Source organism: Agromyces tardus (genome assembly GCF_003710805.1).
GTDB classification, from domain to species: domain Bacteria; phylum Actinomycetota; class Actinomycetes; order Actinomycetales; family Microbacteriaceae; genus Agromyces; species Agromyces tardus.
Genome location: NZ_RHHB01000036.1, coordinates 1 through 25,116, shown reverse-complemented (window position 1 = coordinate 25,116; position 25,116 = coordinate 1). Strand labels below are relative to the sequence as shown.

Here is a 25,116-nt window from a genome sequence, read left to right as displayed (position 1 = left end):
CCTCCGTGGGCGATCACTCGCCCCGCACTTCGGGAAGCTCGTCGGCCTGCCCGTGCGTGACCTTCGCGATCGCGTCGGCCGCACGCACGAGCGTGAGGTGCGACAGCGCCTGCGGGGTGTTGCCCATGTGCGCGCGGCGCACGGGGTCCACCTGCTCGCTGAGCAGGCCGACGTCGTTGACGAACGAGTTGAGCCGCTTCATCAGGGCCTTCGCCTCCTCGAGCCGATCCGACGCGGCGTACTGCTCGACGAGCCAGAACGAGCACGCGAGGAACGGGTTCTCGCTGCCGGGGAGCCCGTCGACGTCCGTCTCGGTGCGGTACCGCAGGAGCAGTCCGTCGTGCAGCAGCTCGCGCTCGATCGCTGCGACGGTGCCGAGCATGCGGGGGTCGTCGGCGTCGAGGAAGCCGACGAGGGGCAACTGCAGCAGCGCGGCATCCGTGCCGTGGCCGCCGTAGTACTGCGTGAACGTGCCGCGTTCGGCGTCGTAGCCGTTGCGCAGGATGTCGTCGCGCACCTCGTCCCGGACCCGACGCCACGCGTCGACCGGCCCGGGCAGGTCGAACTCCTCCACGCCGCGGATGCCGCGATCGAACGCCGCCCAGACCATCACCTTGGAGTGGGTGAAGTGGCGGTCGGGACCCCGGATCTCCCAGATCCCGCGGTCGGGACGCCGCCAGTTCGACGCGAGGAACTCGAGCAGGGCCACCTGCAGCGGCCACGAGAACTCGGTCTCGCGCAGCCCGGCCGTGCGGGCGCCGTGCAGCGCCACCATGACCTCCCCGTACACGTCCCACTGCACCTGGGTGTAGGCCGCATTGCCGAGCCGGACCGGCGCGGACCCGGCGTACCCGGGAAGGTGGGCGAGCTCGATCTCGGGCAGCCGCCGGGCGCCTTCCACGTCGTACATGATCTGGATGCCGGCCGGATCGCCGGCGATCGCGCGCAGGAGCCACCGGCGCCACTTCTCCGCCTCCTCCCGGTAGCCGTGGTCGACGAGCACCTCGATCGTCAACGCGGCATCCCGCAGCCACACGTAGCGGTAGTCCCAGTTGCGGGACCCGCCGAGCTCCTCGGGCAGGCTCGTCGTGGCAGCGGCGACGACCCCGCCGGTCTCGTCGTGCGTCAGGGCCCGCAGCACGAGCAGCGAACGCTGCACCTCCCGGTCGTAGGGCGACGGCGGCTTGCTGCGCGCGGCCCAGTCCTGCCACCAGTCGATCGTCCACTCGAGGATGTCGGAGACGTCGATGCGCGTCGGCGGCTCGAGGTGCGACGGATAGCGGGTGAGCCCGATGTCGACGACCTCCCCCGGCGCGACCTCGAACTCGGTCTCGTGGGCGCCGTCCACCGGGTGGTGCGGCGCGCCGCGCACGATCACGGCGTCGGGACCGGCCACCGCGAGGAGCGCCGGTCCGCCCGCCTCGTCGACATGGCGCACCCAGGGCCGGAGCGCACCGTAGTCGAACCGCAGCCGCAGCACGCCGCGGAACCGCATCGTCCCCGAGACCCCGCGGACGCGGCGCACGAGGTTGCTCCGGCCGTCGCGGAACGGCATGAAGTCGATCACCTCCGCCTCGGCATCGGCGGTACGCCAGGTGGTGCGCAGCACGAACGTGCCGGGAACGTACTCGCGGGTGGGGGCCGCCGTGCGGTCGGGCGGGCGCAGCGACCAGTGCCCCGCCTCGGGGCCGCCGAGGATGGCGCCGAAGACCGAGGGCGAGTCGAAGCGCGGGAGGCAGAGCCAGTCGATGCTGCCGTTGCGCGAGACGAGGGCGCCGGAGGCACCGTCGGCGATGAGCGCGTAGTCCTCGATCGGGGTCGGGTCCGTCATCGTCCGACGATGACCACCCGGAGGAGCGCTGTCAACCCCATCGACCGCCCCACCCGCGCCCGCCGCATGGGGCCTAGCGTGGGGGTGTACGCTCGCGGGCACTGCCACCGCAGGCGGAGGGAGACCCCATGACGGCTTCGGCGACACTGCTCATCCTCGGCGCCGACGGCGACCTGACGAAGCGCCTGCTGCTCCCCGGACTCGGGACGCTCCTCGCGGTGGACGACATGGACCTCGAGGTCATCGGTTCGGGACTGCAGGAGCGCAGCGACGCCGAGTGGCGGGAGCTCGTCGCCGCCGCGTTCGACGCCGTGCCCGAGGGGAGGCGCGCGCGCCTGCTGGAGTCGACCCGCTACGTGCGCGCCGACGCGACCGACGCCGGGGAACTCGCCCGCCTGCTCTCAGCGTGCACCGCCGTGCCGATCGTCTTCTTCGCGCTGCCGCCGGCGGTCACCGCACGCGTGTGCCTCGTGCTCGAGCACCTCGAGCGACCCGCCGGGATGCGGCTCGCCCTCGAGAAGCCGTTCGGCACCGACCGCGAGAGCGCTCACCGGCTGAACGAACTGCTCACCCGCATCGTGCCGGAGCGGCAGGTCTATCGCATCGACCACTTCCTCGGCCGAGCCACCGTGCTGAACATCCTCGGCACCCGGTTCGCCAACCGCCTGATCGAGCCGGTCTGGAACCGGCGCACCATCGAGCGCGTGGAGCTCGTCTACGACGAGACACTCGGCCTCGAGGGACGGGCCGGCTACTACGACCGAGCCGGCGCGCTCGTGGACATGGTGCAGAGCCACCTGCTCGCGGTGCTCGCGCTCGTGGCCATGGAGCCGATCGACCGCGTCGACGAGGTGGTCCTGCGTGACGCCGTCGCCGACGTGCTGCGGGAGACGTCCGTCTGGGGCGGCGACCCGGTCGCCGCGAGCAGGCGCGCTCGCTACGTGGCGGGCGAGATCGAGGGGCGGGCGCTGCCCTCGTACGCCCACGAGCCCGGCGTCGACCCGGGACGCGAGACCGAGACGCTCGCCCAGGTCGTCGTGGGCGTCGACACGGATCGCTGGCGCGGCGTGCCGTTCGTGCTCCGTTCGGGGAAGGCGCTGGGGCGCAGTCGCAAGGTCGCGCGGGCGGTGTTCCGCGCGGCGGCGCCGATCGAGGGACTCGAGGGGCGCCCCCGCTCCGACTGGATCGAACTCGACCTCAGCTCCGGCGAGGTCGAGATCGGGCTCACGATGAACGGCGGCGGGGATCCGTTCGCGCTCGAGCAGACGACGCTCATCGCGAACCAGGTTCCCGGCGCGCTCCTGCCCTACGGAGAGGTGCTCAAGGGCATCCTCAACGACGACCCCACGCTCTCGGTGCGCGGGGACGTCGCCGAGGAGTGCTGGCGCATCGTCGATCCGGTGCTGGCCGCCTGGCGGGAGGGTCGGGTCCCCCTCGAGGAGTACCCGGCCGGATCCGCCGGCCCGTCGGGCTGGGCCGGGCTCCCGGAACGGCGCCTCGACGAGCCGGGCGAACGCGACCGCGACCGCGACCGCGCGTCGGCGAGTGCGCTCGAGCACGGCGCTCGGTAACGAATCAACCCCCTTTTCCGGGCTCGCACGGCGGCGGATCATCGGGATCGGAAGGGAGTGCAATCATGAGCACCACCTCACGTCCCGCCACATCCGGCACCAACCGGTACGCAGAGACACCGGCCCAGAAGGTCGCCGTCGTCTTCGGCGTCGTGTTCCTCCTCGTCGGGGTCGCGGGATTCATCCCGGGCCTGACCACGGGGCTCGACACCATCCAGTTCGCAGGCCACGAATCGGACGCGCTGCTGTTCGGCGTCTTCCAGGTCTCGATCCTCCACAACCTCGTGCACATCCTGTACGGCCTCGCCGGCCTCGGGTTCGCAATGACCCACGTCGGCGCCCGCAACTACCTCATCTGGGGCGGCGCGGTGTACGCACTGCTGTGGCTGTACGGCCTGATCATCGCCGACGACGCCGTCGCCAACTTCGTGCCGGTGAACACGGCCGACGACTGGCTGCACTTCGCCCTCGCCGTCGCCATGATCCTGCTCGGGGTGTTCCTCGGGCGCCCGGTCACGACGCCGACGCGGCGAACGGCCTGAACCGCAGAAGTGCCCGGCGCGGCATCCGTCACCCTCGATCGCAAGCGGGGCGGATGCCGCAAGGGGTACCGCTCGCGGCATCTGCGGGTGTGTACTGGGGGCATGCGAGCCGTCTGGAAGGGGGCGGTCACATTCGGCCTCGTCAATGTGCCCGTCAAGCTGTACAGCGCCACCGAGGATCACGACGTGTCCCTGCACCAGGTGCACGACGCCGACGGCGGGCGCATCCGCTATCAACGCATCTGCGAGATCGACGGCCAGGTCGTGCCGTACCAGAACATCGACAAGGCCTACGACGACGGCGAACGCACGGTGATCATCACCGACGAGGACCTGAAGTCGCTGCCCGCCGAACGCAGCCGCGAGATCGAGGTCGTCGAGTTCGTGCCGACCGAGCAGATCGACCCGATCATGTTCGACCGCAGCTACTACCTCGAGCCCGATTCGGCGTCGTCGAAGGCGTACGTGCTGCTGCGCGAGACCCTCGAGACCACCGAGCGCACCGCCATCGTGCGCATGGCGCTGCGCCAGAAGACGCGGCTCGCCGCGCTGCGCGTGCACGAGGACGTGCTCGTCGTGCAGACCCTGCTCTGGGCCGACGAGGTGCGCGCGGCGGCGTTCAAGTCCCTCGACGAGCCCGTGAAGATCTCGGCGAAGGAACTCGACCTCTCGAAGCAGCTCGTCGAGTCGCTCGTCTCCGACTGGGACCCGACGCAGTACGTCGACGAGTACCAGCAGGAGCTGCGCACCCTCATCGCGGCGAAGCTCGAGCAGGGCGACGCGCTCGACACCGCTGCGACGTTCGGCGAGCCCGAGGAGGAGCAGGGCGGCGAGGTCATCGACCTCATGGAGGCACTGCGCCAGTCCATCGCGGCCAAGCGCGAGGGCGGCGGGGGCGCGGCGAAGGCGGGCGGCGCGAAGGCCGCGTCATCGACGGCGAAGAAGTCGGCGAGCTCCGGCTCGTCGGCGACGGCCGCGAAGAAGAAGAGCACCGCCAAGAAGGCCGGCTGAGCACTCGGCGGATGCGGCGGGGTCAGCCGCGGCGCAGTTCCTCGAGCGCGCCGAGCGCCCACTCGTAGTGGCCGCCGAGGCATTCGTGCACGGGCTCCGCGAGCGTGCCGTGCGCCCAATCGCGCGGCTCCTCGAAGAGATCGGCGTCGCTCACGGCCTCGACGCGGGCGAGCGCCGCGCGGTGGCTCCCGCGCAGGCGCTCCCGCGCGTCGGCGAGCACGCCGTCCTCGCGGTACCGGTCGCGGAGGGCGCGGTTCAGCGCGTCGAGCTGCGCCCAGGTGTAGCCCTCGGCGGGGAACCCCGGCTTCCGGCCGGCGGCATCCGCGTCGAGCCAGCCGATGAGGAGCACGTGCCACGCGTGCAGGTGGTTCACGACGTCGGTCGCGTCGCGGTCGCGGCGATCGGTGGGCGCGGCCTCGCGCACGAGCACGTGGTGCGCCGGCGGAGCGGCATGGTGCGTGCCGCCCACGGCAGCCGCCTCGGACTGCTCCAGCGCGTCGAGCTCGTCCTCCAGCTGTGCGAACCGGGCGGTGGCGGCGCCGATCAGGCTGTCTCGCTGCTGTGGGATGCTCACCCGCACATCGTAGGACCGCGGCGCCCCCGCGGCGAGCGGCGAGCGTCCCGCGCCGAGCCGCGAGTGCGCTCGGCGGGCGGGCCTCAGCCCACTCGGGCCACGATCGCCGCCGACTCCGGAGGCAGGAGCAGGCCGGCGTCGGTGCGGGCGAGGGCGGGATCGGTGGCGAGGAGCACCTCGAGGTCGCCGTCGAACGCGACGGGCCAGGGCTCCGATCCGAGGTTCGCGAGCACGCTGACGATGGGCGCCGGTCCGGAACCCGCGAGGCCGCCGACGCCGACGCCCTGGCCGCGATCCATGCGGAACCGCTTGGCCGCGTCATCCGCCCAGGCCGCGGTGTGCGCGAAGGCCGGGTCGGTGAACTCGGGCCAGGCCCGCCGCAGCACCAGGAGGGCACGGTGCAGCTCGAGCAGGCGAGCGTGCGCGCCCGACTCCCGCTCGGCCCAGTCGAGCTTCGACCGCCGGAACGTCTCGGGGTCCTGCGGGTCGGGCACCACCGACTCGTCCCAGCCCATCCGGGCGAACTCGGCGATGCGCCCCTCGGCGGTCGCACGGCCGAGGTCGGGCTCCGGATGCGAGGTGAAGAACTGCCACGGGGTCGACGCGCCCCACTCCTCGCCCATGAAGAGCATCGGGGTGAACGGCGAGGTCAGGTTCAGCACCGCGGCGACGGCGAGGCGGCGTTCGCCGAGCGTCTGCGACATCCGGTCGCCGGCCGCCCGGTTGCCGATCTGGTCGTGGTCCTGCGTGAAGGTGACGAGCCGCCACGTGGGCACGGCGGGGTCGATCGGCACGCCGTGGTCGCGCCCGCGGAACGACGAGTACGAACCGTCGTGGAAGAAGCCCTTCGTCGTGGTCTTCACGAGCGCGTCGAGCGGCGCGAAGTCGGCGTAGTAGCCGCTCGTCTCGCCCGTGAGCGCGACGTGCAGCGCGTGGTGGTGGTCGTCGCTCCACTGCGCCGTGAGTCCATAGCCCCCGGCCTCGCGCGGCAGGATGAGCCTCGGGTCGTTGAGGTCGCTCTCGGCGATGAGCGAGAGCGGGCGCCCGAGGTGCGCGCTCAGGGCATCGGATGCCTCGGCGATCTCCTGCAGCAGGTGCGGCCGGCTCGTGTCGGCGAGGGCGTGCACGGCGTCGAGCCGCAGCCCGTCGATGTGGAAGTCGCGCAGCCACATGAGCGCGTTCTCGACGATGAAGCGGCGCACCTCGGGCTCGTCGAGGTTCACCGAGTCGCCCCACGTGTTGCGGCTCGCGGTGCGCAGGTACGGGCCGAACCGCGTCAGGTAGTTGCCGCTCGGCCCGAGGTGGTTGTAGACGACGTCCTGGATGACGGCGAGCCCCCGCGCATGGCACGCGTCGACGAAGCGCTGGTAGGCCTCCGGCCCGCCGTACCCCTCGTGCACGGTGTACCAGAGCACCCCGTCGTACCCCCAGTTGTGCGTGCCGTTGAACCCGTTGACGGGCAGCAGCTCGACGAAGTCGATGCCGAGGTCGACGAGGTGGTCGAGTCGCCCGATCGCGGCGTCGAGCGTCCCCTCGGGCGTGAACGTGCCGACGTGCAGCTCGTAGATCACACCGCCCGCGAGCTGGCGGCCGGTCCACGCGGCATCCGCCCACTCGTGCGCCATGACGTCGAAGGCGACGCCGGGTTCGTGCACGCCGTTCGGCTGGCGGTGCGAGCGCGGATCGGGCAGCGCCCGGTCGTCGTCGTCGAGCACGAAGCCGTAGGCGTCGCCGGGGGCGAGCTCGACGTCGAGCCGCCACCAGCCGCCGTCGGCTCGCTCCATCGGGGCGTCGGGGTGCCCCGTCCGCCGCAGCGCCAGCCGGGACGGGATCGGCGCCCACACCTCCACGCTCATCGGGCGCCCTCGTCGGCGACGTGACGGCCGCCGCGCGACCCGGCTCGTGCGTCGACGTCGGCGAGCAGCGCCACCGGGTAGTGCGCGAGCAGCTCGGCGAGCGGGATCGCACCCGCCTCGAACCGGCGCCCGGTGAGCACGTCGACGGTGGGGCCGGCACGGCGCATGAGCAGGGTGTCCTTCCAGGCTTCGGCAGGGGCGGATGCCGCGGGCTCGGCGCCCGCGCGAGCGGCGAGCCCGACCGGCAGGCGCGTCGCGACGGTCACTGCGCCGCCGCGGTCGAAGGCGAGCACGTGTTCGGCCGCCGCGCCCGTCACGACCATCGGCACGTAGCGGGCGAAGAGCTCCGGGCGATCGCGGCGCAGCCGCAGCGCGCGCGAGGTGACGAGGAGCTTCGCCGCGGCGGTCTCGTCGACGGGCGGCAGGCGAGCGGCGTCGACGTCGCCGTCGCCGTCGAGGGCCGCATCGAGGTCGCGCAGCATCCGCCGCCGCTCGTCGAAGTCGACCACCCGCCGGTTGTCGGGGTCGACGAGGCTCGTCTCCCACAGCTCGCTGCCCTGGTACACGTCGGGCACGCCGGGCATCGTGAGCTGCAACAGCTTCGCCGACAACCCGTTCGACCAGCCCGCCGGCGCGATCCACGCGACGAACCCGTCGAGCTCGGCGCGCACCGCCCGATCGTCGAAGGCCCGGTCGATCACCTCGTGCATGCGCCCCTCGAACGCGGCATCCGGTTCGTACCACGTCGTCGACACGGATGCCTCGCGCGCGGCCTTCTCGGCGTAGGCGTGCAGCCGCTCGCGCGACGCGGGCCACGCCCCCACGATCGCCTGCCAGAGCAGGGCGTCGAACGGGCCGTCGCCCGTGGAGCCGGCCATCGCGCGGAACCGCTCGAGCACCTCGGCCCATCGCTCGGGAACCTCGGCGAGCACGTCCAGGCGGGCGCGCACGTCTTCGCCGCGCTTGGTGTCGTGGGTCGAGAGCGTCGTCATCGAGTGGGGCAGGGTGCCGAGCCGGCGCAGCTGCCGGTCGTGGAAGGCGTCGCGCGCGATCGCGAACTGCGACGGGTCGCCGCCGACCTCGGTGAGCGACCCGAGGCGGGTGCACCGGTAGAAGGCGGTGTCCTCGACGCCCTTGGCCATGACCATGCCGCTCGTCTGCTGGAAGCGCACGGCGACGGGTGAGTCGGGGTCGCCGAGCACGGGCATCAGTGCCTCGATCGCATCGGAGAGTTCGGGGCGGTGTCGTCGGGCGAGCGCAGCCGACTCCTCGAGGTGCTCCCGCCCCGCGGGCAGGTAGGACCGGTAGACGGGGAAGCAGGCGAGCAGCTCGGCGATGGCGTCGGCCGCGTCGGGCGGAGCCGGTTGCGGCAGCATCCGCTCGAGGCGCAGCACCTCGCTGCGCAGGATGCCGTCGGCGATGCCGCGCTTCGTGCCGTGAATCAGGTCATGCCAGGTCCCGTAACCGGCGATGCCGGTGTCGGCCCGCAGGCGGGCGTCGAGCTCGTCGAGGGGCGCCTCGCCGCGCGGGTCGACGAGCACCCGGTCGACGTCGGCGAGGGCGTCGTAGCCCGTGGTGCCATCCGTCCGCCAGAACGGCGGCAGGGCCTCGTCGCCCTCGAGGATCTTCTCGACGAGCACGTACGCGCCGCCGGTCGCGTCGGCGAGTCGGTCGAGGTAGGCGCCGGGCGCAGCAAGGCCGTCGGGGTGGTCGACCCGCAGCCCGTCGACGAGTCCGCCCTGCACCCAGCGCACGATCTCGGCGTGGCTCGCGTCGAACACCGCCGGGTCCTCGACCCGGATGCCCGCGAGCTCGTTCACCGCGAAGAACCGGCGGTAGTTGAGCTCGGCATCGGCGCGGCGCCAGTGCACGAGCTCGTAGTGCTGGCGGGCGTGCACGGCGAGCACGTCGGATGCCGCGGCGCCGGCCGGCTCGGCATCGTCGGCGCGAGTCGCGACCGCATCCGCGGTGCCCGGCGCGAGCGGGAACCGGTGCTCGAAGTACCGCAGCTCGTCGCCCTCGACGCGGAGGTCGCCCGACGCGGCCGCCTCCTCGAGCGCGCCGCCGAGCACCGGAATGCGCAGGCGCCCGCCCGCGGCGTCCCAGTCGACATCGAACGCCGCGGCGTGCGGCGACTCGGGTCCCAGCTGCAGCAGGCTCCACCACCAGGCGTTCTCGGCGGGAACGGCGACGCCCACGTGGTTCGGCACGATGTCGGCGAGCACGCCGAGACCGGCCGCGTGCGCGGCATCCGACAGCAGCTGCAGGCCGGCCGCACCGCCGCGTGCCGCATCCACCTCGTCGTGCGCGACGACGTCGTAGCCGTGGTCGGAGCCCGCCCGCGCGCCGAGCAGCGGCGAGACGTACACCCAGTCGACGCCGAGCGCGTCGAGGTAGTCGACGAGCCCCGCGGCATCCGCCAGCGTGAAGCCCGAGCGGATCTGGAGCCGGTACGTCGAACGCGGCTCGCGGGCCCGGGTCATGAGCTGCGCTTCCGCTTCCGCGCCGACCGGGGCGTCGGCGGCTCGGCGGCCTCGGCGATCGGGGCGGAGCCCTCCTCGTTGGCCGCGGCGACGAGCGCCGACAGCGACGCCGCGACCGAGTGGTCGAGGTCCACCGGCGTCGGATCGTGCTGGCGCAGCACGATGAGCGAGCGCTGCTCCACGTGCACCACGGCGCCGGGCTTGCGCACCTCGGTGTCGGCGTTGATGCCCGCCGTGTCGATGATGACCTCCCATTCGGGCGAGTACTCGCCGCTCGGCAGGTGGAAGTCGACCGCCTCGGTGTGGGCGTTGAACAGCAGGATGAAGTGCCGGTCGGTGATGCGCTCGCCCCGGCGGTCGCGCCCGCGGATGCCGTCGCCGTTGAGGATCACGCCGATCGAGCGCCCGAACCCGGAGTCCCAGTCCTCGGGCTCCATGACCGACCCGTCGGGACGCAGCCACACGATGTCGGGCACCGGGTCGCCCTCGGCGCGCCGCACGGGGCGCCCGTCGAAGAACCGGCTGCGGCGGAAGGTGGGGTGGTCGGCGCGCAGCTTCGCGAGCGCCGCCGTGAACTCGATGAGCGGCTGGTCGGCGCGCTTCCAGTCGATCCAGCTGAGCTCGGAGTCCTGCGCATAGGTGTTGTTGTTGCCCTGCTGGGTGCGGCCGAGCTCGTCGCCGTGCGACAGCATCGGCACCCCTTGCGAGAGCAGCAGCGTCGCGATGAAGTTGCGCTGCTGCCGCGCCCGCAGCGTCAGCACCTCGGGGTCGTCGGAGGGACCCTCGACGCCGAAGTTGTACGAACGGTTGTGCGATTCGCCGTCGTTGCCGTCTTCGCCGTTCGCGTCGTTGTGCTTCTCGTTGTACGACACGAGGTCCCGCAGCGTGAAGCCGTCGTGCGCGGTCACGAAGTTGATGGATGCCACGGGCCGCCGCCCGGAGTGCTCGTACAGGTCGGCCGACCCCGTGAGCCGCGAGGCGAACTCGCCGAGGGTGGCGGCCTCGCCGCGCCAGAAGTCGCGCACCGTGTCGCGGTACTGCCCGTTCCACTCGGTCCACTGGGGCGGGAAGTTGCCCACCTGGTAGCCGCCCGGGCCCACGTCCCACGGCTCGGCGATGAGCTTCACCTGCGACACCACCGGGTCCTGCTGCACGAGCTCGAAGAACGCCGCGAGCCGGTCGACCTCGTAGAACTCGCGGGCGAGCGTGGAGGCGAGGTCGAAGCGGAAGCCGTCGACGTGCATCTCGAGCACCCAGTACCGCAGCGAGTCCATGATGAGCTGCAGCGCGTGCGGGTGCCCCACGTTGAGCGAGTTGCCGGTGCCCGTGTAGTCCATGTAGTAGCGCTGGTCGTCGTCGACGAGCCGGTAGTACGCGGCGTTGTCGATGCCGCGGAACGACAGGGTGGGCCCCATGTGGTTGCCCTCGGCGGTGTGGTTGTAGACCACGTCGAGGATCACCTCGATGCCGGCTGCGTGCAGCGCCTTCACCATCGCCTTGAACTCCTGCACCTGCTCGCCGCGCTGGCCGCTCGCGGCGTAGGCGTTGTGCGGCGCGAGGAACGCGATGGTGTTGTAACCCCAGTAGTTCGACAGGCCCTTCTCCTGCAGCGTGCCGTCGTTGACGAACTGGTGCACGGGCATGAGCTCGATGGCGGTGACGCCGAGCTTGAGGAGGTGATCGATGACGGCCGGATGCCCGATCGCCGCGTACGTGCCGCGGATCTCCTCGGGCACGCCGGGCAGGGTCTGGGTGAGTCCCTTCACGTGCGCCTCGTAGATGAAGCTCGACGCGTACGGCGTGCGCGGATGCCGGTCGCCGCTCCAGTCGAAGTACGGGTTCGTGACCACGCCGAGCATCATGCTCGCCGCGGAGTTGGCGTCGTTGCGCTTGTCGGGGTTGCCGAACTGGTAGCCGAAGAGCGACTGGTTCCACTTCAGCTCGCCCTCGACGGCCTTCGCGTAGGGGTCGAGCAGCAGCTTGTTCGGGTTGCACCGCAGCCCCTTGGCGGGGTCGTTCGGACCGTGCACACGATAGCCGTACCGCTCCCCCGGCTGCACCTGCGGGAGGTAGGCGTGCCAGATGAAGGCGTCGACCTCGATGAGGTCGATCCGCTTCTCGCGCCGGCGACTGTCGAACAGGCAGAGCTCGACGCGCTCGGCGACCTCGCTGAAGAGGGCGAAGTTCGTGCCGTTGCCGTCGAAGGTGGCGCCGAGCGGGTAACTCGAACCGGGCCAGGTGTGCATTCGTCGTCCCCCAGATGTCGAGCGAACCTCCGCCCATCGTAGGGGCGGGCATCGGGAATACGAATCCGAAGACGCGAAGGCCCGCGGCATCCGGGTGAGCGGATGCCACGGGCTTCGCGTTCTCGCGTGGGCCGGCCGAGCCGGCCGCGACCTCAGTCGGCGCAGACCTCGCTGACCTTGGCCGACGCCTGCTGCAGGCTCGTCTGCTGCTCGGCGAGGGCCTCGGGGTCCTGTGCGATCGCGCCGTCGGCGTCGGGCTGGGGCAGCGTGCCCGCGTAGTCGGTCGCCGTGGCGACGGACTCCTGGAAGCCCTCGACCGCGGACTGCAGCTTCTCGTCGTCGCCGAGGTCGTCGATGAGGGCCTGGACGCGCGCGCTCGCGTCGTCGAGGTACGTGTCGAGCTCGTCGAGGTCGCTGGCGGCCGCGAGGTTGTTCTGCACGCCGTTCGAGATGTCGCGCACCTCGGAGGCGGTGGTCGTGCAGGTGTCGTCGGCAGGCGCGGCGGACGTGGCGCCACCGGAGGCGCAGCCCGACAGCAGCAGGGCGCCGGAAAGGACGAGAACGGTGGACATGGTGATTCGTTGCATCGTGCAGATCTCCCTGATCGTGTTACGGATCAGAGCCTAGCGACGGCCGCCGACAGGATGCAGCCGGGGGACAGCAGGATGCTGCCATTCGCGCGGCGACGGCCTCGACCACGGCTCGCCGAATGGCCGCCGGCGGCCCGGCGGCGTCGGCGCGCGAAGCTCGAGCCCGGGAGCGTCGCCAGAAGCTATTCGTCGCCCGAGCAGGCGTCCTCCACCTTCGCGACCGCGTCGTCGAGCTTCTGCTCGAGCTCGGCGAGCTTCTCAGGATCCTGCGTGGAAGAGTCGTCGGGGAGTTCGGCTGCATAGTCGGCCGACTCCTTGACCTCGTCGGCGAAGTCCTGCACCGCCGCGACGAGTTGGTCGTTCTCGGCGTCCGCGACCAGTGCGTCGACCTGGTCGGCGGCGTCGGCGAGGTACGCCTCGACGTCGGCACGTGTCTCCGCCGTCGCCGTCTCGAGCCGGGCCGTGATGCCGCTCGAGATCTCCTCGATGCCGGCGGTGATCTTCGCGCAGGCGGCATCCTTGATCGCCGCCGCGCTCTCGCTCACCTTCGCGGTCGCGCTCTCGCGGACCTCATCCGCGACCTGTCCCGAACAGCCGGTCAGTGCGGCCGCACCCGCGACGACGATCGCTGCGGCCATGGTGAATCGTCGCATACGTGCCACTCCCCCGGTGTCATGTGATCACCGGAGCCTAGATCGCGCCGGGGGGAGATGGTGGGGCCGAACGGCCCACGCGACCCTCCGGATACGACGAAGGCCGCCGCGGACGGCAGCCTGTCTTCGAGCGGAGACGAGGGGATTTGAACCCCTGGTCCCCTTACGGGGACTCCACCTTAGCAGGGTGGTGCACTCGGCCGGACTATGCGACGTCTCCTCGCGCGAGCCTCACGGCCTGCGCGACTGCCATCATAACCCGGCCGTCGCGGGATTGACGATTCGAGCGTGCGTGCCCCGCCGCGGCGCGGGCGCACCGTGGCATCCGCGCGATCACCGGGCCCCGGCGAGCCCCCGAGCGGCGCCCGTGACGGCGCGAGCGGATGCCGCTACTGGTCTTCCAGCGAACGGCCGGCCGAGCAGCGGGTCTCCGCGGCGGTCTGCCCGCTCACGTCGCTCGGCAGGGCCTCGACGGTCGGCGCCGGTGCTGCAGGATCGGCGGCGGCGTCGGTGGCCGCGGGATCGGTCGCGGCGTCCGTCGCTGCCGGATCGGCCGGAGCCGGAGCCTGGGCGTTCGGGTCGACGGCCGAGGCGAACGCCGAATCCGCCTGGGCGGCCGTGTCGAACACGACGGGGATGTCCTGCTGAAGCGCCTGGTTCACGATCTGGGCGGAATCGGTCGGCGCGACCGCCCCGCCACCGTCGACGTAGCCCGTGGGGTACTGGATGAAGGCGATCTTGGCGAGGTCGATGTCCTTCAGCGCCTTGGCGATGGAGATCATCCGGGTCGCGTCCATGAGGCTGTCGGAGAGCTGCATGTTCGCGAGCGCGGCCTTGGCGATCGAGTACAGGCGCACCGGATCGGTGAAGGTGCCGTCGGCCTGCAGCTTGCGAGCGAGGGCCGACAGGAACACCTGCTGGTTCGAGATGCGGCCGAGGTCGGAGCCGTCGCCGACGCCGTGGCGGGTGCGGAGGAACTGCAGGGCGGCCATGCCCGACAGGGTGTGGGTGCCCGGGTCGAGGAAGGTGCCCGTGTACTCGTCCTCGATCTTCTCTGCGACGCAGACGTCGACACCGCCGACGGCCTCCGACATCCCGGCGACGCCGAGGAACTGAACGATGCCGGCGAACGGGATCGTGACCCCGGTGAGCTGCTCGACGGTCTTCACGACGCACGGCATGCCGCCGTAGGACAGCACGGTGTTGATCTTGACCCCGTACTGCTCGGAGAGGGGCTCGCCGGTGGGGTCGTTGGGGTCGGTGCACGCCGGCACGTCGACCAGCATGTCGCGCGGGAAGCTGATGACCGACGTGTGGGTGTGGTCCTCCGCGATGTGCATGAGCATCGTCACGTCGTTGAGGACCGCGGTCTCCTCGGCGGGATCGCCGAACGCCATTCCCTGCCCCTGGCGGCTGTCGCTGCCGATGATGAGCAGGTTCACGCCGCCCTCGATCGCCCCGACGTCGGGCACGCCCTCGAGCACCGACTCGTTGCCGAGGGTGACGGTGGGCTGCACGGTCTTCGCCAGGTCCCACGCGGCGTACGACGCCACGGCGCCGCCCGAGACGAGCACCACCGCGAGCAGGGATGCGGCGACCTTCGCGAGTGTCTTCCACGTGCTGTGGCTGCTGAGGCGGCCGTGACGGGCGATCGACGGGGTCTTCGCGGCGCGACGCGACGTGTGACGCAGGTCGTGATCCACTCGGCCGGTCTCCTCTCTCATGGCGCGGAGGGCGTGGGATTCGAACCCACGAGGCATTGCTGCCCACTGGTTTTCAAGACCAGCTCCATCGGCCGCTCGGACAGCCCTCCATGCCGGCACGGCGCCGCTCCGTGTCGTCACGGGGCTCCGTCGGGCTGGCAGGCCCCGATTCTAGCCGAAGCGCATTTCGACCAGCCTCCCACGATGTTTCTGAAAGGGTCCTGACCGGTCGGCGGCGCTCCCGACCGGTCGCCGCGGCGATCCCGACCGTCGTCGCGCCGCCCCCAGCGAGGATCGCCCGGTCAGCCCTCGTTCCCCGCCGCGCAGCGGACTTCGTCGGCGGTCTGGCCCGTGACGTCGCCGGGCAGCGCCGCGCTCGGCGCGGTGGTCGCCGGCGCCTCGGTGGCGGGTGCGTCGGTGGGGGCCGCCGCGGGGTCGGTCGGCGGCGCCGCATCCGTCGGCGTGGGGCTCTGGTCGACCGTGCCGTACGAGGCGTTCGCCGTCGCGGTCGGGTCGAAGACCACGGGCACGTCCTGCTGGAGCGCCGAGGCGATGACGGCGCCGGACTCCGTGGGGACGACGGCGGAGTAGTCGTCGAGGTAGGTCGTGGGGTACTGGATGAACGCGATCTTCGAGAGGTCGATGTCGGCGATGGCGCGAGCGATCGAGATGAGTCGTCCGGCGTCCTGCAGTCCCGTCGAGAGGGTCATGTTCGAGAGCACGGCCTTCGCGATGGAGTACAGCTTCACCGGGTCGGTGAGGGTGCCCGTGGACTGGAGCTCACGGGCCAGCGACGCGAGGAACGACTGCTGGCTCGAGATGCGGCCGAGGTCGCTGCCGTCGCCCACGCCGTGGCGCGTGCGCAGGAACGCGAGCGCCTGGTAGCCCTTGAGCGAGTGGGTGCCCGGGTCGAGCTTCAGGCCCGAGTACGGGTCGTCGATCGCGTCCACGACGCAGACGTCGACGCCGCCGACCGCCTCCGAGAGCGCTGCGACGCCGTCGAACTCGACGATTCCGCCCACCGGGATCGTGATGCCGAGCATGCCCTCGACGGTCGAGGCGATGCAGCCGAGCCCGCCCTCGTTGAGGATGGTGTTCATCTTCACCTGGTACCGGGCGGAGAAGGGATTCGCGGCGTCGTTCGGGTCGGGGCACTCGGGCACGTCGACGAGCATGTCGCGCGGGAAGCTCACGACCTCGACGTGCGAGTGGTCCTGCGAGATGTGCAGCACCATCGTCACGTCGTTGAGGACCCCGGCCTCTTCCTCCGGGTCGCCGAACGCGCCGTTGGCGGGGCGCTTGTCGCTGCCGACGAGGAGGAAGTTGAGCCCGCCCTCCATCGCGCCGATATCGGGCACGTTCTCGAGCACGTCGTCGCTTGCGAGCTCGACACCCGGCTTCACCGAGCCCAGCAGGTTGCCGACCGCGAAGGCGGCGACGACGCCGCCGCTCACGAGCAGCACCGCGAGGGCGGATGCCACGAGCGTCACCGCGGTGCGCACGCCGCTGCGCCGGGGGAGCCGACCGTGACGCGCGTGGAGCTCTGCGCCGTCGACGGACGCCGAGGAGGGCGCGCCGGACCGTGCCGATCGCGCGCCGGGCCTGTTGCCGACGGGTTCGCTCATCGCACCTCCCCGAGGGCCGATCCTACCCGCCGTGCCTGTGCGTTCGGCGGGTCGCCGCGCTCGCGCGGCCGCGCCCTGCTGCGGCGACGGGGCGGCGCCGACGGGTCACGGCAGGGAGTCGAGCACCTCGGCGAGGCCGGCGTCGTGGATCGTGCCCGCGACCTCGCGTGCGGCGTGCTTCACCTCGTCGGGGGCCTGTCCCATCGCGACGGCGCGCCCCGCGGCGCCCGCCCAGTGGAACATCTCGACGTCGTTGCGTCCGTCGCCCACGGCGAGCACGCGATGCAGCGGCAGGTCGAGCCAGCCGCGCACCCGCTCGAGCGCCGTCGCCTTGTTGACGCCGTCGGGCGCGAGGTCGAGCCAGGCGGTCCAGCCGATGGCGTAGCTCACGTGGTGGAGGCCCATCTGCTCGACGACCGCGAAGAACTCGTCGAGGTCGTGGTCGACCGAGGTCGCCACGACGCGCGTCGCGGGCTGACCGAGCAATTCCTCGAAGGGCACCTCGCGCGCACGGTCGAGGTTCCACTCGGTCATGCCCTCGGTGTAGAGGCGGAAGCCGTCGGGCAGCTCCACGAGGAAGCGGCCGCCCGGCAGGAACGAGCGGATGCGCTCGAGCACCCCGGTCGGGTCGAAGGTCTCGACGTGCGCCCGCACCCATCCCTCGGGGGAGTCCGCATCGCGGCGCATCGTGATCGCGCCGTTCGCGCACACCACGTACTCGGGCGTGATGCCGAGCTCGTCGAGCACGGGGGCGGTCGTCGCCCACGAGCGGCCGGTGGCGAGGGTCACGAGGTGGCCGCGGGCGACGGCGGCCTCGACGGCCGCCCCGACCGCGGGGTCGATCGTCTCGTCCTCGTGCATGATCGTGCCGTCGACGTCGAGGGCGACGAACCAGGCGTCGGCGCGGGAGGGCCGCGAGACGGCGTCGTCGACGCCTCCTCGACCAGCGGCGGTCTGCGTCATCCGCTCGCCTACCGGACCACGGGCTCGAGCACGCTGAGGCCCCCGAGGTAGCCGCGAAGCGCTTCGGGCACGACCACCGACCCGTCGGCCTGCTGGTGCGTCTCGAGGATGGCGACGATCCACCGGGTCGTGGCGAGCGTGCCATTGAGGGTCGCGACCGGCGCCGTCTTCCCGCTCTCGGTGCGATGGCGGATGTCGAGGCGGCGAGCCTGGAACGTCGTGCAGTTCGAGGTCGAGGTGAGCTCCCGGTAGGCCTCCTGCGTCGGCACCCAGGCCTCGACGTCGTACTTGCGCGCGGCGCTCGAGCCGAGGTCGCCGGCCGCGGTGTCGATCACCCGGTAGGCGAGGCCCAGCGCCTGCAGCATGTCCTCCTGCCAGCCGAGGAGGCGCTCGTGCTCCGCCTCGGCGTCGGCGGGGTCGACGTAGCTGAACATCTCGAGCTTGTTGAACTGGTGCACGCGGATGATGCCGCGGGTGTCGCGGCCGTGGCTGCCCGCCTCACGGCGGTAGCACGTCGACCAGCCCGCGTAGCGGAGCGGGCCGTTCGAGAGGTCGAGGATCTCGTCGGCGTGGTACCCGGCGAGCGCGACCTCGCTCGTGCCGGTCAGGTAGAGGTCGTCGTCGGGCAGGTGGTAGATCTCCTCGGCGTGCGCGCCGAGGAAGCCCGTGCCCTGCATGATCTCGGGGCGCACGAGCGTGGGGGTGATGAGCGGCGTGAACCCTGCGCCGATCGCCTTGTCGAGCCCCATCGTCATGAGGGCGAGCTCGAGGCGTGCGCCGACGCCCTTCAGGTAGTGGAACCGGGCGCCCGACACCTTCGCGCCGCGCTGCATGTCGATCGCGTCGAGCAGCTCGCCGAGCTCGAGGTGGTCGCGGGGCTCGAACCCGAACGCGGGGATGTCGCCGACCTCGCGGAGCACGTCGTAGTCGTCTTCGCCGCCCGCGGGCACGCCGTCGATCACGACGTTGCCGATGCGCTGCACGGCGGTGGTGAACGCCGCCTCGGCGTCGGCAGCGGCCGAGCTCGCCTCCTTCACCCTCGCCGCGAGCTCCTGCGCCTGCGCGACGAGTGCGGCCTTCTCCTCCTTCGGCGCCTTCGCGACCTGCTTGCCGAAGGCGTTCTGCTCGGCGCGGAGCGATTCGAACGCGGCGATCGCGGCACGGCGCGCGCCGTCGGCGGCACGGGCGTCGTCGACGAACGCGGTGGACTCGCCGCGCGCCTCCTGCGAGCGCTTGACCAGGTCGGGGTTCTCGCGAAGCAGCAGAGGGTCGATCACCCGAGCAAGTCTAGCCGCGGCATCCGCACGGCTCGGGGACCCCGCCAGCACGGCGGAACAGCGCGGTCCGGGGCGGCCAGCCACCGCGGCCGGGGGTGCCCGCCAGCGGAACCGTTCGCGGACTTCATCGCCCGTACAGGGTCGATGCCCTAGTTTTGACCCATGACTGCCGACGACAAGGAACAGCGAGCGGATGCCGCGGGCGATCGTCGCGCAGCGGTGATCTTCAATCCCGTCAAGGAGGGCGTCGACGAGCTGCGCACGGCGGTGGCCGCGGCGGAGCAGGAGCACGGCTACGGGCCGAGCCTCTGGATCGAGACGACCGAGGACGACCCCGGCCGCGGCCAGGCCCAGCAGGCGGCGAAGGAGGGCGCGGACCTCGTGCTGGCCGCCGGCGGCGACGGCACGGTCCGTTCGGTCGCCGAGGGCCTCGACGACCCCAGCACGCCCGTGGGACTCATCCCGCTCGGCACCGGCAACCTGTTCGCACGCAACCTCGGCATCCCCGTCAACGACATCCCCGCAGCGGTCGAGCTCGCATTCACCGGCGCCGACCGCCCGATCGACGTGCTGCGCGCCCGCGTGCGCCGCCCCGACGGCAGCGTGGACACCGAGGTCTCGCTCGTCATGAGCGGCATCGGCTTCGACGCCGCGATGATCGCGAACACGAACCCCGACCTCAAGAAGAAGGTCGGGTGGCTGGCCTACGTCGACGCGGGAATCCGGGCGATCCCCTCGTCGAAGCCGTTCCGGATCACCCATCGCATGGACAACGGGCGGTCGCACCGCTCGCGCGTGGCGACCGTGATGATCGCGAACCTCGGCTACCTGCCGGGCAACATCGAGCTCATCCCCGACGCCGAGGTCGACGACGGCCGCCTCGACGTCGTGCGGCTGCAGCCGCGCAACTTCTTCGGCTGGCTGATGATCTGGCGCAAGGTCGCCTGGGAGAACCGCGTGCTGCGCAAGTCCGCCCTGGGCCGCCAGCTCATCGACCTGACCGGCGGCGACAAGCGCCGCGAGGTCGTCTACGCGAGCGGACACTCTGTCGACGTCGTCATCGAGGGCGCGCCGGAGGAGTTCGAGATCGACGGCGAGGAGTTCGGCGAGATCACGGCGGCCCGGTTCGTCGTCGACCCGGGTGCGCTCACCGTGCGGGTTCCGCGCAGCTGACGGCGAGCGCGGGGCCGGCAGCACCGCGATGCGCCGCGCTGGTGCTGGTGCGGGTGCAGGTCCGCCCGGCTGCCGGCGCTCGAGTCAGTGCTGCCGGTGCTCCAGCTCGAACACGGCCGCCTGCGTGCGCCGCTCGAGGCCGAGCTTGCGCAGGAGTCCCGAGACGTAGTTCTTCACGGTCTTCTCGGCGAGGTTCAGGTGCTCGCCGATCTGCCGGTTCGTGAGCCCGTCGGCGATGAGCGCCAGCACCTGGCGTTCCCGCAGGCCGAGCGACGCGAGCCGCGGATCGGCACCCGAGCCGGAGTCGGAGTCGCCGCGCATGCGATCCGCCATGCGGTCGGCGAGCTTCGGATCGAGGAGCCGCCGGCCCGAGGCCACCGTGCGGATCGCGGCAACCAGCCCGTTGGCCTGCATGTCCTTGCGCACGTACCCATAGGCGCCGGCGATCACCGCGGCGAGCAGCGCGTCGTCGTCGTCGTACGCGGTCATCATGATCGAGCGCACGTCCGGCGCGCGCTCGGTGAGCTCGCGGCACACGTCGATGCCGCTGCCGTCGGGCAGCCGCACGTCGAGCACCGCGACATCCGGCGACGTGGCCGCGATGCGGCCACCCGCCTGCCTGGCGGTCGCGGCCTCGCCGACCACCTCGATGTCGGGCTCCGCCTGCAGCAGGCCGATGAGCCCTCGCCGCACGATCTCATGATCGTCCACCACGAACACCCGGATCACCCTCGTACCGCCTTCGCACTCTCCGGGGCCCCATCGAGCGGGACCTCCCACCGAACCGTCGTGTCGCCCGCCTTCGAGGCGATCGTCATCTCCCCGCCGAGCACCTCCGCCCGCATCGCGAGGTTGCTCAACCCACTGCGGCGGCCGTTCGCCGGGATGCCGCGCCCGTCGTCGTGCACCGAGACCGTCGCGACGCGCTCATCGACCGACACCGCGAGGGCGAGGACATCGGCTTGCGCGTGCCGAACGGCGTTCATGAGGAGCTCGCGCACGACCGCTGTCGCCTCCTCGAGCAGCCGGCCCTCCATGAGCAGGTCGATGGGGCCGTCGAAGTGCACGTCGACGGGCCGCGGCAGGGTGGCGGATGCCTCGGCGGCGAGCTCCATGATCCGGATCCGCGCCGTACGCCGACCGTGGTCGGGCGCCGTGATCGCGAAGATGAGGCTGCGGATCTGGGAGATGGTGTCGTCGAGGCGACGCACCGCGAGGAGCACGGATTCGGCCTCCTCGTGGTCGCCGAGCCGCCCGGCGGCCGCCTGGAGCTCGAGGCCGGTGCCGAAGAGCTGCTGGATGACGTGGTCGTGCAGGTCGCGTGCGATGCGGGCGCGGTCCTCGAGGATCGCGACGCGCTGCTGCGCGACCCGCGCCTCCGAGAGCTCGAACGCGATCGCGAGTCGGCTGCCGAGGTCGTCGGCGATCTCGAGGTCACTGGACCGGAAGCGCGGCCGCTCGGGTCCGCGGGCGATGACGAGCACCTCGCCGCCGGCTCCCGGCGAACGCAGGGGCACGGCGAGCATCGAGCCGGCCACGCCGCCGTCCACGACGGCGAGGGCGTCGGCAGCGTCGGCAGCCGTGGACTCGGTGTCGCGCAGGAGCGGACGACCGCTCTCGGCGACCGACCCGGCGATCGTGCGGGAGGCGGCGATCTCGACGGATGCCGCCTCGTCGCCGTCGGCTGCGCCACGCCGGGGGTGCAGACCCTGATCGATGAGCACGCGCAGCAGCGCGGTGTGCGGGATCGGCTGCACGAGCACGACCCGATCGGCGTCCGCAAGCTGCACGAGTCGCTCCGCCACCGCTTCGAGCACGCCGTTCTGGTCGGTGGCGAGGATGAGGGAGGCCAGCTCCGCGGACGCGGACATCCACCCCGCTCGCGTGCGGGCCTCGGCGAACAGTCGGGCGTTCTCGATGGCGAACCCCGCCGTGGCCGCGAGCGCCTCGACGAGCTGCTCGTCCTCGGCGCTGAAGTCCGACGACCGGTGGTTCGTGAGGTAGAGGTTGCCGAAGACCTCCCCTCGCACGCGGATGGGCACGCCGAGGAAGGTCGTCATGGGCGGGTGTCCGGCCGGGAAGCCGGCGGACCGCGGATCGTCGGCGAGATCGTGGAGCCGGATCGCCTTGGGGTCCTCGATGAGCGCGCCGAGCAGCCCGTGCCCCTCGGGGAGGTGGCCGATCGTGTCGACCGTGTCGGGCGGCATCCCGACGTGGATGAACTGCTCCAGCCCGCCGTGCGGGCTGGTCACGCCGAGCGCGCCGTACTCGGCATCGACCAGTTCGACGGCCGCCTCGATGATGCGCCGCAGCACGACCGGGAGATCGAGCGGCTCCACGACGGCACGCGTCGCGCGCAGGAGTGAGCGCAGCCGGCCCTGCGTGGCCATGACCTCCGTCGCACGATCCATCAGTTCGCGCAGGGCATCCTCCAGATGTGCGCGCGGTGCGTCGGGGAAGGAGAGCGGTGTGTCTTCGTTCAATCCCCACGACCCTTCGGGCCCCCACGACCCTTCGGCGGAAAACGCCGGTCCTGCCCACTGTAAGTCCGGTTGGCCGTCGTGCGGAAGCCGCCGAGCGGGCGACGCGCCGGATGGGACCCCGGTGCGGGACCAAGTGCCCGGTGCGTTCGGGCATGGGCCGTGCACTCTGTTGGAAGGAATGGGGAGACACGATGACCGGTGAGATCTACGTCGGAGTGGACGGCTCGCTCGCGGCACGGGCCGCGCTCGAATGGGCCCTCGACCGTGCCGCGGCCGTCGGCGACGAACTCGTGCTCGTCTACGTCGTGGACGACGAGTGGGGCACGGTGGGATCCTCGGCGCGGGCGGAGCTGTCGGGCAATGCCGAGCGGATCGTGGAGCAGGAGCTCGCCTCCGCCCGAGCTGCGGCACCGCTCGTCCCGGCTCGCGCGGTCGTCGCCGTCGGCAACCCGATGCTGACGCTCGCCGCCCTCGCCCGCGAGGCGGAGCTCATCGTCGTCGGCACGCACCGCACCGGCTACTTCCGGGGGCGCGCGTTCGGCTCACGGAGCCTCCAGCTCGCCGCGACCTCGAGCACGCCCGTCGCGATCATCCCCCAGGTCCCGGGCCGGACTCGTCGCGGCGTGGTGCTCGGCATCGACACGGCGGCGGCGTCGAACGAGGCGATCGAGTTCGCGGCCTACGAGGCGACGCGGCTCCGCTCCGACCTCACCCTGCTCCACTCGACGTGGCCGAAACCGCTCACCGAGGTCTTCGCGCACGCCGTCTTCGACGCGACCCTCTCGGCGATCCGGGAGGCCGCGCCGGGCCTGGCCGTGCGCCCGCGGCTCGTCGAGGAGCCCGCGGCCGAAGCGCTGACCGACCTCTCACGCAACATGGCGCTCGTCGTCGCCGGTCGACCGCGCCGAGCCGGCGCGGAGGACCGCGGGCTCGGGACCGTCGCGCACGACCTGCTGCTGAACCAGGCCGGGCCCGTCGTCATCGTTCCCGAGTGAGCGGGCGCAGCACGCCGAGCGCGAGCAGCACGAGGCCGATCTCGACGAGTCCCAGGGCGACGTAGATCGCCTGCAGCACGCTGAAGGGGATGATCGTCATCTGCACGACGATCCAGATGGCCGCCGCGTACCCGGCGACGACCGTCGCGAGCAGCGCCCTCGGGTGACGCCGCGCGAGCAGTACGAACGCGACCAGGTGCACGCCCCCGAGCACGAGCGCCAGCACCAGGCCGGGCACGACGTAGGAGTCGAACGGCGAGCCCTCGAGGTAGTCCGCGGGCGGGCTCAGCACCGTCGCGAGCTCGGGTGCGAGCGATCCCGTCACGAGCGCCGCGCCGCCGGCGAACGCCGTGACGGTCACGAACCCCGTGGTGATCATGAGGGCGGTGCGGATGCCGCCGCCGATGCGCTGCTCGTCCATGCCGACAGCCTGCGGGCCGAACGTCGCGCCCGGCGGTGCCGAACGTCCCACAGGCCCTTCGGCCCGGCGGCGGGACGCGCCGCTCGCGTAGCGTGAACGCCTCCGGGAGGGCGGAGGGCGCGATGCACGCCATCGAGGTGCGGGAGCTGCGGAAGGTCTACGGCGGCGTCGCGGTGGTCGACGGGGTCTCGTTCGACATCGAGGCCGGCGAGGTGTTCGCGCTGCTCGGCCCGAACGGCGCCGGGAAGACGACGACGGTCGAGATCCTCGAAGGACATCGCGAGGCCGACGGCGGCACTGCCACGGTGCTCGGCCACGACCCGCGCCGGCTGAGCGGGCGTATCGCGAGCGCATCGGCATCGTGCTGCAGGAGGCCGGGTTCGAGGAGGACTTCACGGTCGTCGAGCTCCTGAGGCTCCAGCGCGCGATGTACTCGCGGCGACTCGACGCCGACGCGCTCGTCGACCTCGTCGGACTCGGCGAGAAGCGGAAGGCACGGGTCTCCACGCTCTCGGGAGGGCAGCGCCGCCGTCTCGACCTTGCGCTGGGACTCGTCGGCGACCCGGAGCTCGTGTTCCTCGACGAACCCACGGTCGGCTTCGATCCGGAGGCGCGCCGCCGGGCCTGGGCCGTCGTCGAGGAGCTCAGGCAGCTCGGCAAGACCGTGCTGCTCACGACGCACTACCTCGACGAGGCGCAGCAGCTCGCGGACCGCGTCGCCGTCATGGTGTCCGGCCGGCTCGCGGCGCTCGGCACGCCGACCGAGCTCGCGGCGGCGGAGCGCGCGACCGTCGTGACCTTCCGGCTCGGCGACGGGCTCGCGGCATCCGCCGCACCCGATGTGGGAGCCCCGCTCGTGGAGGAGGGCGCCGGGTGGCGGCTCGCCACCGAGCACCCCTCGGCGGCGCTGCGCGCGCTCACCGATTGGGCCGTACGCAACGGCGGGGAGCTGGAGGCCCTCGAGGTGCGTCGCCCGACCCTCGAGGACGCCTACCTCGCGCTCGTCGGCACCGCCGCGGCGCACTCGGCCGAGGCGGCGGAGGTCGCCCCATGAGCGGCCCGCGCCCGACCGCACCGGCGGGCGCCGGGACCCCGACGGCCGCCGCGGCGGCGACGGCC

General features: G+C 72.1%; 19 protein-coding genes, 2 tRNA genes and 1 pseudogene. 6 read left to right on the top strand and 16 right to left on the bottom strand.

What is annotated here, in order from left to right; genetic code table 11:
* Positions 1-13: 13 nt before the first annotated feature.
* Positions 14-1,831: a glycoside hydrolase family 15 protein gene (locus EDM22_RS14465; protein ID WP_122937795.1), complete on the bottom strand. Its 1,818-nt coding sequence runs from the start codon at positions 1,829-1,831 to the stop codon at positions 14-16.
* A gap of 128 nt (positions 1,832-1,959) precedes the next feature.
* Here EDM22_RS14465 and EDM22_RS14460 point away from each other — a divergent pair, with 128 nt between their 5' ends.
* The 3 genes from EDM22_RS14460 to ku all read left to right on the top strand — a co-directional run bounded on the left by EDM22_RS14460 (position 1,960) and on the right by ku (position 4,955).
* On the top strand, positions 1,960-3,402 hold the full coding sequence (locus tag EDM22_RS14460; protein WP_122937794.1) for a glucose-6-phosphate dehydrogenase: 1,443 nt from the start codon (positions 1,960-1,962) through the stop codon (positions 3,400-3,402).
* A gap of 65 nt (positions 3,403-3,467) precedes the next feature.
* The gene (locus EDM22_RS14455; protein ID WP_122937793.1) at positions 3,468-3,944 is read left to right on the top strand and encodes a DUF4383 domain-containing protein; all 477 of its coding nucleotides are present in this window, start codon (positions 3,468-3,470) and stop codon (positions 3,942-3,944) included.
* Between the two features lie 102 nt (positions 3,945-4,046).
* Positions 4,047-4,955 carry a non-homologous end joining protein Ku gene (ku, locus tag EDM22_RS14450; RefSeq protein WP_122937792.1) on the top strand — a complete coding sequence of 303 codons (909 nt, stop codon included), beginning with the start codon at positions 4,047-4,049 and terminating at the stop codon, positions 4,953-4,955.
* Between the two features lie 22 nt (positions 4,956-4,977).
* Here ku and EDM22_RS14445 read toward each other — a convergent pair whose 3' ends face one another.
* From EDM22_RS14445 to serS, 12 genes are all read right to left on the bottom strand, one after another.
* Positions 4,978-5,529, bottom strand: coding sequence for a ClbS/DfsB family four-helix bundle protein (locus EDM22_RS14445; RefSeq protein WP_170964149.1), 552 nt, complete (start codon positions 5,527-5,529; stop codon positions 4,978-4,980).
* Positions 5,530-5,612: 83 nt separating this feature from the next.
* Positions 5,613-7,385 carry a malto-oligosyltrehalose trehalohydrolase gene (gene treZ, locus EDM22_RS14440; RefSeq protein ID WP_122937790.1) on the bottom strand — a complete coding sequence of 591 codons (1,773 nt, stop codon included), beginning with the start codon at positions 7,383-7,385 and terminating at the stop codon, positions 5,613-5,615.
* The gene (gene treY, locus EDM22_RS14435) at positions 7,382-9,868 is read right to left on the bottom strand and encodes a malto-oligosyltrehalose synthase (protein WP_122937789.1); all 2,487 of its coding nucleotides are present in this window, start codon (positions 9,866-9,868) and stop codon (positions 7,382-7,384) included. Before treY ends, treZ begins: the two co-directional genes overlap by 4 nt.
* Positions 9,865-12,114, bottom strand: a complete 2,250-nt coding sequence (glgX, locus tag EDM22_RS14430) for a glycogen debranching protein GlgX (protein ID WP_122937788.1) — start codon at positions 12,112-12,114, stop codon at positions 9,865-9,867. The genes treY and glgX overlap by 4 nt, the downstream gene beginning before the upstream one ends.
* Before the next feature lie 152 nt (positions 12,115-12,266).
* Positions 12,267-12,686, bottom strand: coding sequence for a hypothetical protein (locus EDM22_RS14425; RefSeq protein WP_122937787.1), 420 nt, complete (start codon positions 12,684-12,686; stop codon positions 12,267-12,269).
* Between the two features lie 200 nt (positions 12,687-12,886).
* Positions 12,887-13,342, bottom strand: a complete 456-nt coding sequence (locus tag EDM22_RS14420; RefSeq protein WP_122937786.1) for a hypothetical protein — start codon at positions 13,340-13,342, stop codon at positions 12,887-12,889.
* 146 nt (positions 13,343-13,488) lie between these two features.
* Positions 13,489-13,577: transfer RNA gene (locus EDM22_RS14415), tRNA-Ser, on the bottom strand.
* 169 nt (positions 13,578-13,746) lie between these two features.
* Positions 13,747-15,081, bottom strand: coding sequence for an LCP family protein (locus EDM22_RS14410; protein WP_122937785.1), 1,335 nt, complete (start codon positions 15,079-15,081; stop codon positions 13,747-13,749).
* A 4-nt stretch (positions 15,082-15,085) separates the two neighbouring features.
* Positions 15,086-15,170, bottom strand: a tRNA-Ser gene (locus EDM22_RS14405).
* A gap of 192 nt (positions 15,171-15,362) precedes the next feature.
* On the bottom strand, positions 15,363-16,685 hold the full coding sequence (locus EDM22_RS14400) for an LCP family protein (RefSeq protein ID WP_122937784.1): 1,323 nt from the start codon (positions 16,683-16,685) through the stop codon (positions 15,363-15,365).
* A gap of 105 nt (positions 16,686-16,790) precedes the next feature.
* Entirely contained in the window at positions 16,791-17,648 is an 858-nt protein-coding gene (locus EDM22_RS14395; RefSeq protein WP_122937783.1) for an HAD family hydrolase, read from the bottom strand.
* 8 nt (positions 17,649-17,656) lie between these two features.
* The gene (serS, locus tag EDM22_RS14390) at positions 17,657-18,925 is read right to left on the bottom strand and encodes a serine--tRNA ligase (protein ID WP_122937782.1); all 1,269 of its coding nucleotides are present in this window, start codon (positions 18,923-18,925) and stop codon (positions 17,657-17,659) included.
* Between the two features lie 162 nt (positions 18,926-19,087).
* On the opposite strand from serS, the gene EDM22_RS14385 reads away from it, so the two are divergent.
* Positions 19,088-20,098, top strand: coding sequence for a diacylglycerol/lipid kinase family protein (locus tag EDM22_RS14385; RefSeq protein ID WP_122937781.1), 1,011 nt, complete (start codon positions 19,088-19,090; stop codon positions 20,096-20,098).
* A gap of 84 nt (positions 20,099-20,182) precedes the next feature.
* On the opposite strand, the gene EDM22_RS14380 is transcribed toward EDM22_RS14385, so the two are convergent.
* Entirely contained in the window at positions 20,183-20,827 is a 645-nt protein-coding gene (locus tag EDM22_RS14380) for a response regulator (protein ID WP_122937780.1), read from the bottom strand.
* A complete protein-coding gene (locus EDM22_RS14375; protein ID WP_122937779.1) occupies positions 20,824-22,509 on the bottom strand; it encodes a sensor histidine kinase in 1,686 nt (561 codons plus the stop codon). The genes EDM22_RS14380 and EDM22_RS14375 overlap by 4 nt, the downstream gene beginning before the upstream one ends.
* A gap of 263 nt (positions 22,510-22,772) precedes the next feature.
* On the opposite strand from EDM22_RS14375, the gene EDM22_RS14370 reads away from it, so the two are divergent.
* Entirely contained in the window at positions 22,773-23,576 is an 804-nt protein-coding gene (locus tag EDM22_RS14370; RefSeq protein WP_170964148.1) for a universal stress protein, read from the top strand.
* Here EDM22_RS14370 and EDM22_RS14365 read toward each other — a convergent pair.
* Positions 23,560-23,997 (bottom strand): hypothetical protein, encoded by a 438-nt coding sequence (locus EDM22_RS14365; RefSeq protein WP_138708100.1) that lies wholly within the window; start codon positions 23,995-23,997, stop codon positions 23,560-23,562. The two genes, EDM22_RS14370 and EDM22_RS14365, sit on opposite strands and share 17 nt — an antisense overlap.
* A gap of 122 nt (positions 23,998-24,119) precedes the next feature.
* On the opposite strand from EDM22_RS14365, the pseudogene EDM22_RS14360 reads away from it, so the two are divergent.
* Positions 24,120-25,051: pseudogene (locus tag EDM22_RS14360) on the top strand (ABC transporter ATP-binding protein).
* Positions 25,052-25,116: the final 65 nt, after the last annotated feature.

What these genes read in the sequence shown, in the direction of transcription:
- EDM22_RS14400 (WP_122937784.1), bottom strand. Translation starts at nt 16,685, where the DNA reads ATGAGCGAACCCGTCGGCAACAGGCCCGGCGCGCGATCGGCACGGTCC.
- EDM22_RS14455 (WP_122937793.1), top strand. Translation starts at nt 3,468, where the DNA reads ATGAGCACCACCTCACGTCCCGCCACATCCGGCACCAACCGGTACGCA.
- ku (WP_122937792.1), top strand. Translation starts at nt 4,047, where the DNA reads ATGCGAGCCGTCTGGAAGGGGGCGGTCACATTCGGCCTCGTCAATGTG.
- EDM22_RS14365 (WP_138708100.1), bottom strand. Translation starts at nt 23,997, where the DNA reads ATGGACGAGCAGCGCATCGGCGGCGGCATCCGCACCGCCCTCATGATC.
- EDM22_RS14465 (WP_122937795.1), bottom strand. Translation starts at nt 1,831, where the DNA reads ATGACGGACCCGACCCCGATCGAGGACTACGCGCTCATCGCCGACGGT.
- treY (WP_122937789.1), bottom strand. Translation starts at nt 9,868, where the DNA reads ATGACCCGGGCCCGCGAGCCGCGTTCGACGTACCGGCTCCAGATCCGC.
- treZ (WP_122937790.1), bottom strand. Translation starts at nt 7,385, where the DNA reads ATGAGCGTGGAGGTGTGGGCGCCGATCCCGTCCCGGCTGGCGCTGCGG.
- EDM22_RS14375 (WP_122937779.1), bottom strand. Translation starts at nt 22,509, where the DNA reads ATGGATCGTGCGACGGAGGTCATGGCCACGCAGGGCCGGCTGCGCTCA.
- EDM22_RS14420 (WP_122937786.1), bottom strand. Translation starts at nt 13,342, where the DNA reads ATGGCCGCAGCGATCGTCGTCGCGGGTGCGGCCGCACTGACCGGCTGT.
- EDM22_RS14395 (WP_122937783.1), bottom strand. Translation starts at nt 17,648, where the DNA reads ATGACGCAGACCGCCGCTGGTCGAGGAGGCGTCGACGACGCCGTCTCG.
- EDM22_RS14385 (WP_122937781.1), top strand. Translation starts at nt 19,088, where the DNA reads ATGACTGCCGACGACAAGGAACAGCGAGCGGATGCCGCGGGCGATCGT.
- EDM22_RS14370 (WP_170964148.1), top strand. Translation starts at nt 22,773, where the DNA reads ATGACCGGTGAGATCTACGTCGGAGTGGACGGCTCGCTCGCGGCACGG.
- EDM22_RS14460 (WP_122937794.1), top strand. Translation starts at nt 1,960, where the DNA reads ATGACGGCTTCGGCGACACTGCTCATCCTCGGCGCCGACGGCGACCTG.
- EDM22_RS14410 (WP_122937785.1), bottom strand. Translation starts at nt 15,081, where the DNA reads ATGAGAGAGGAGACCGGCCGAGTGGATCACGACCTGCGTCACACGTCG.
- glgX (WP_122937788.1), bottom strand. Translation starts at nt 12,114, where the DNA reads ATGCACACCTGGCCCGGTTCGAGTTACCCGCTCGGCGCCACCTTCGAC.
- EDM22_RS14425 (WP_122937787.1), bottom strand. Translation starts at nt 12,686, where the DNA reads ATGTCCACCGTTCTCGTCCTTTCCGGCGCCCTGCTGCTGTCGGGCTGC.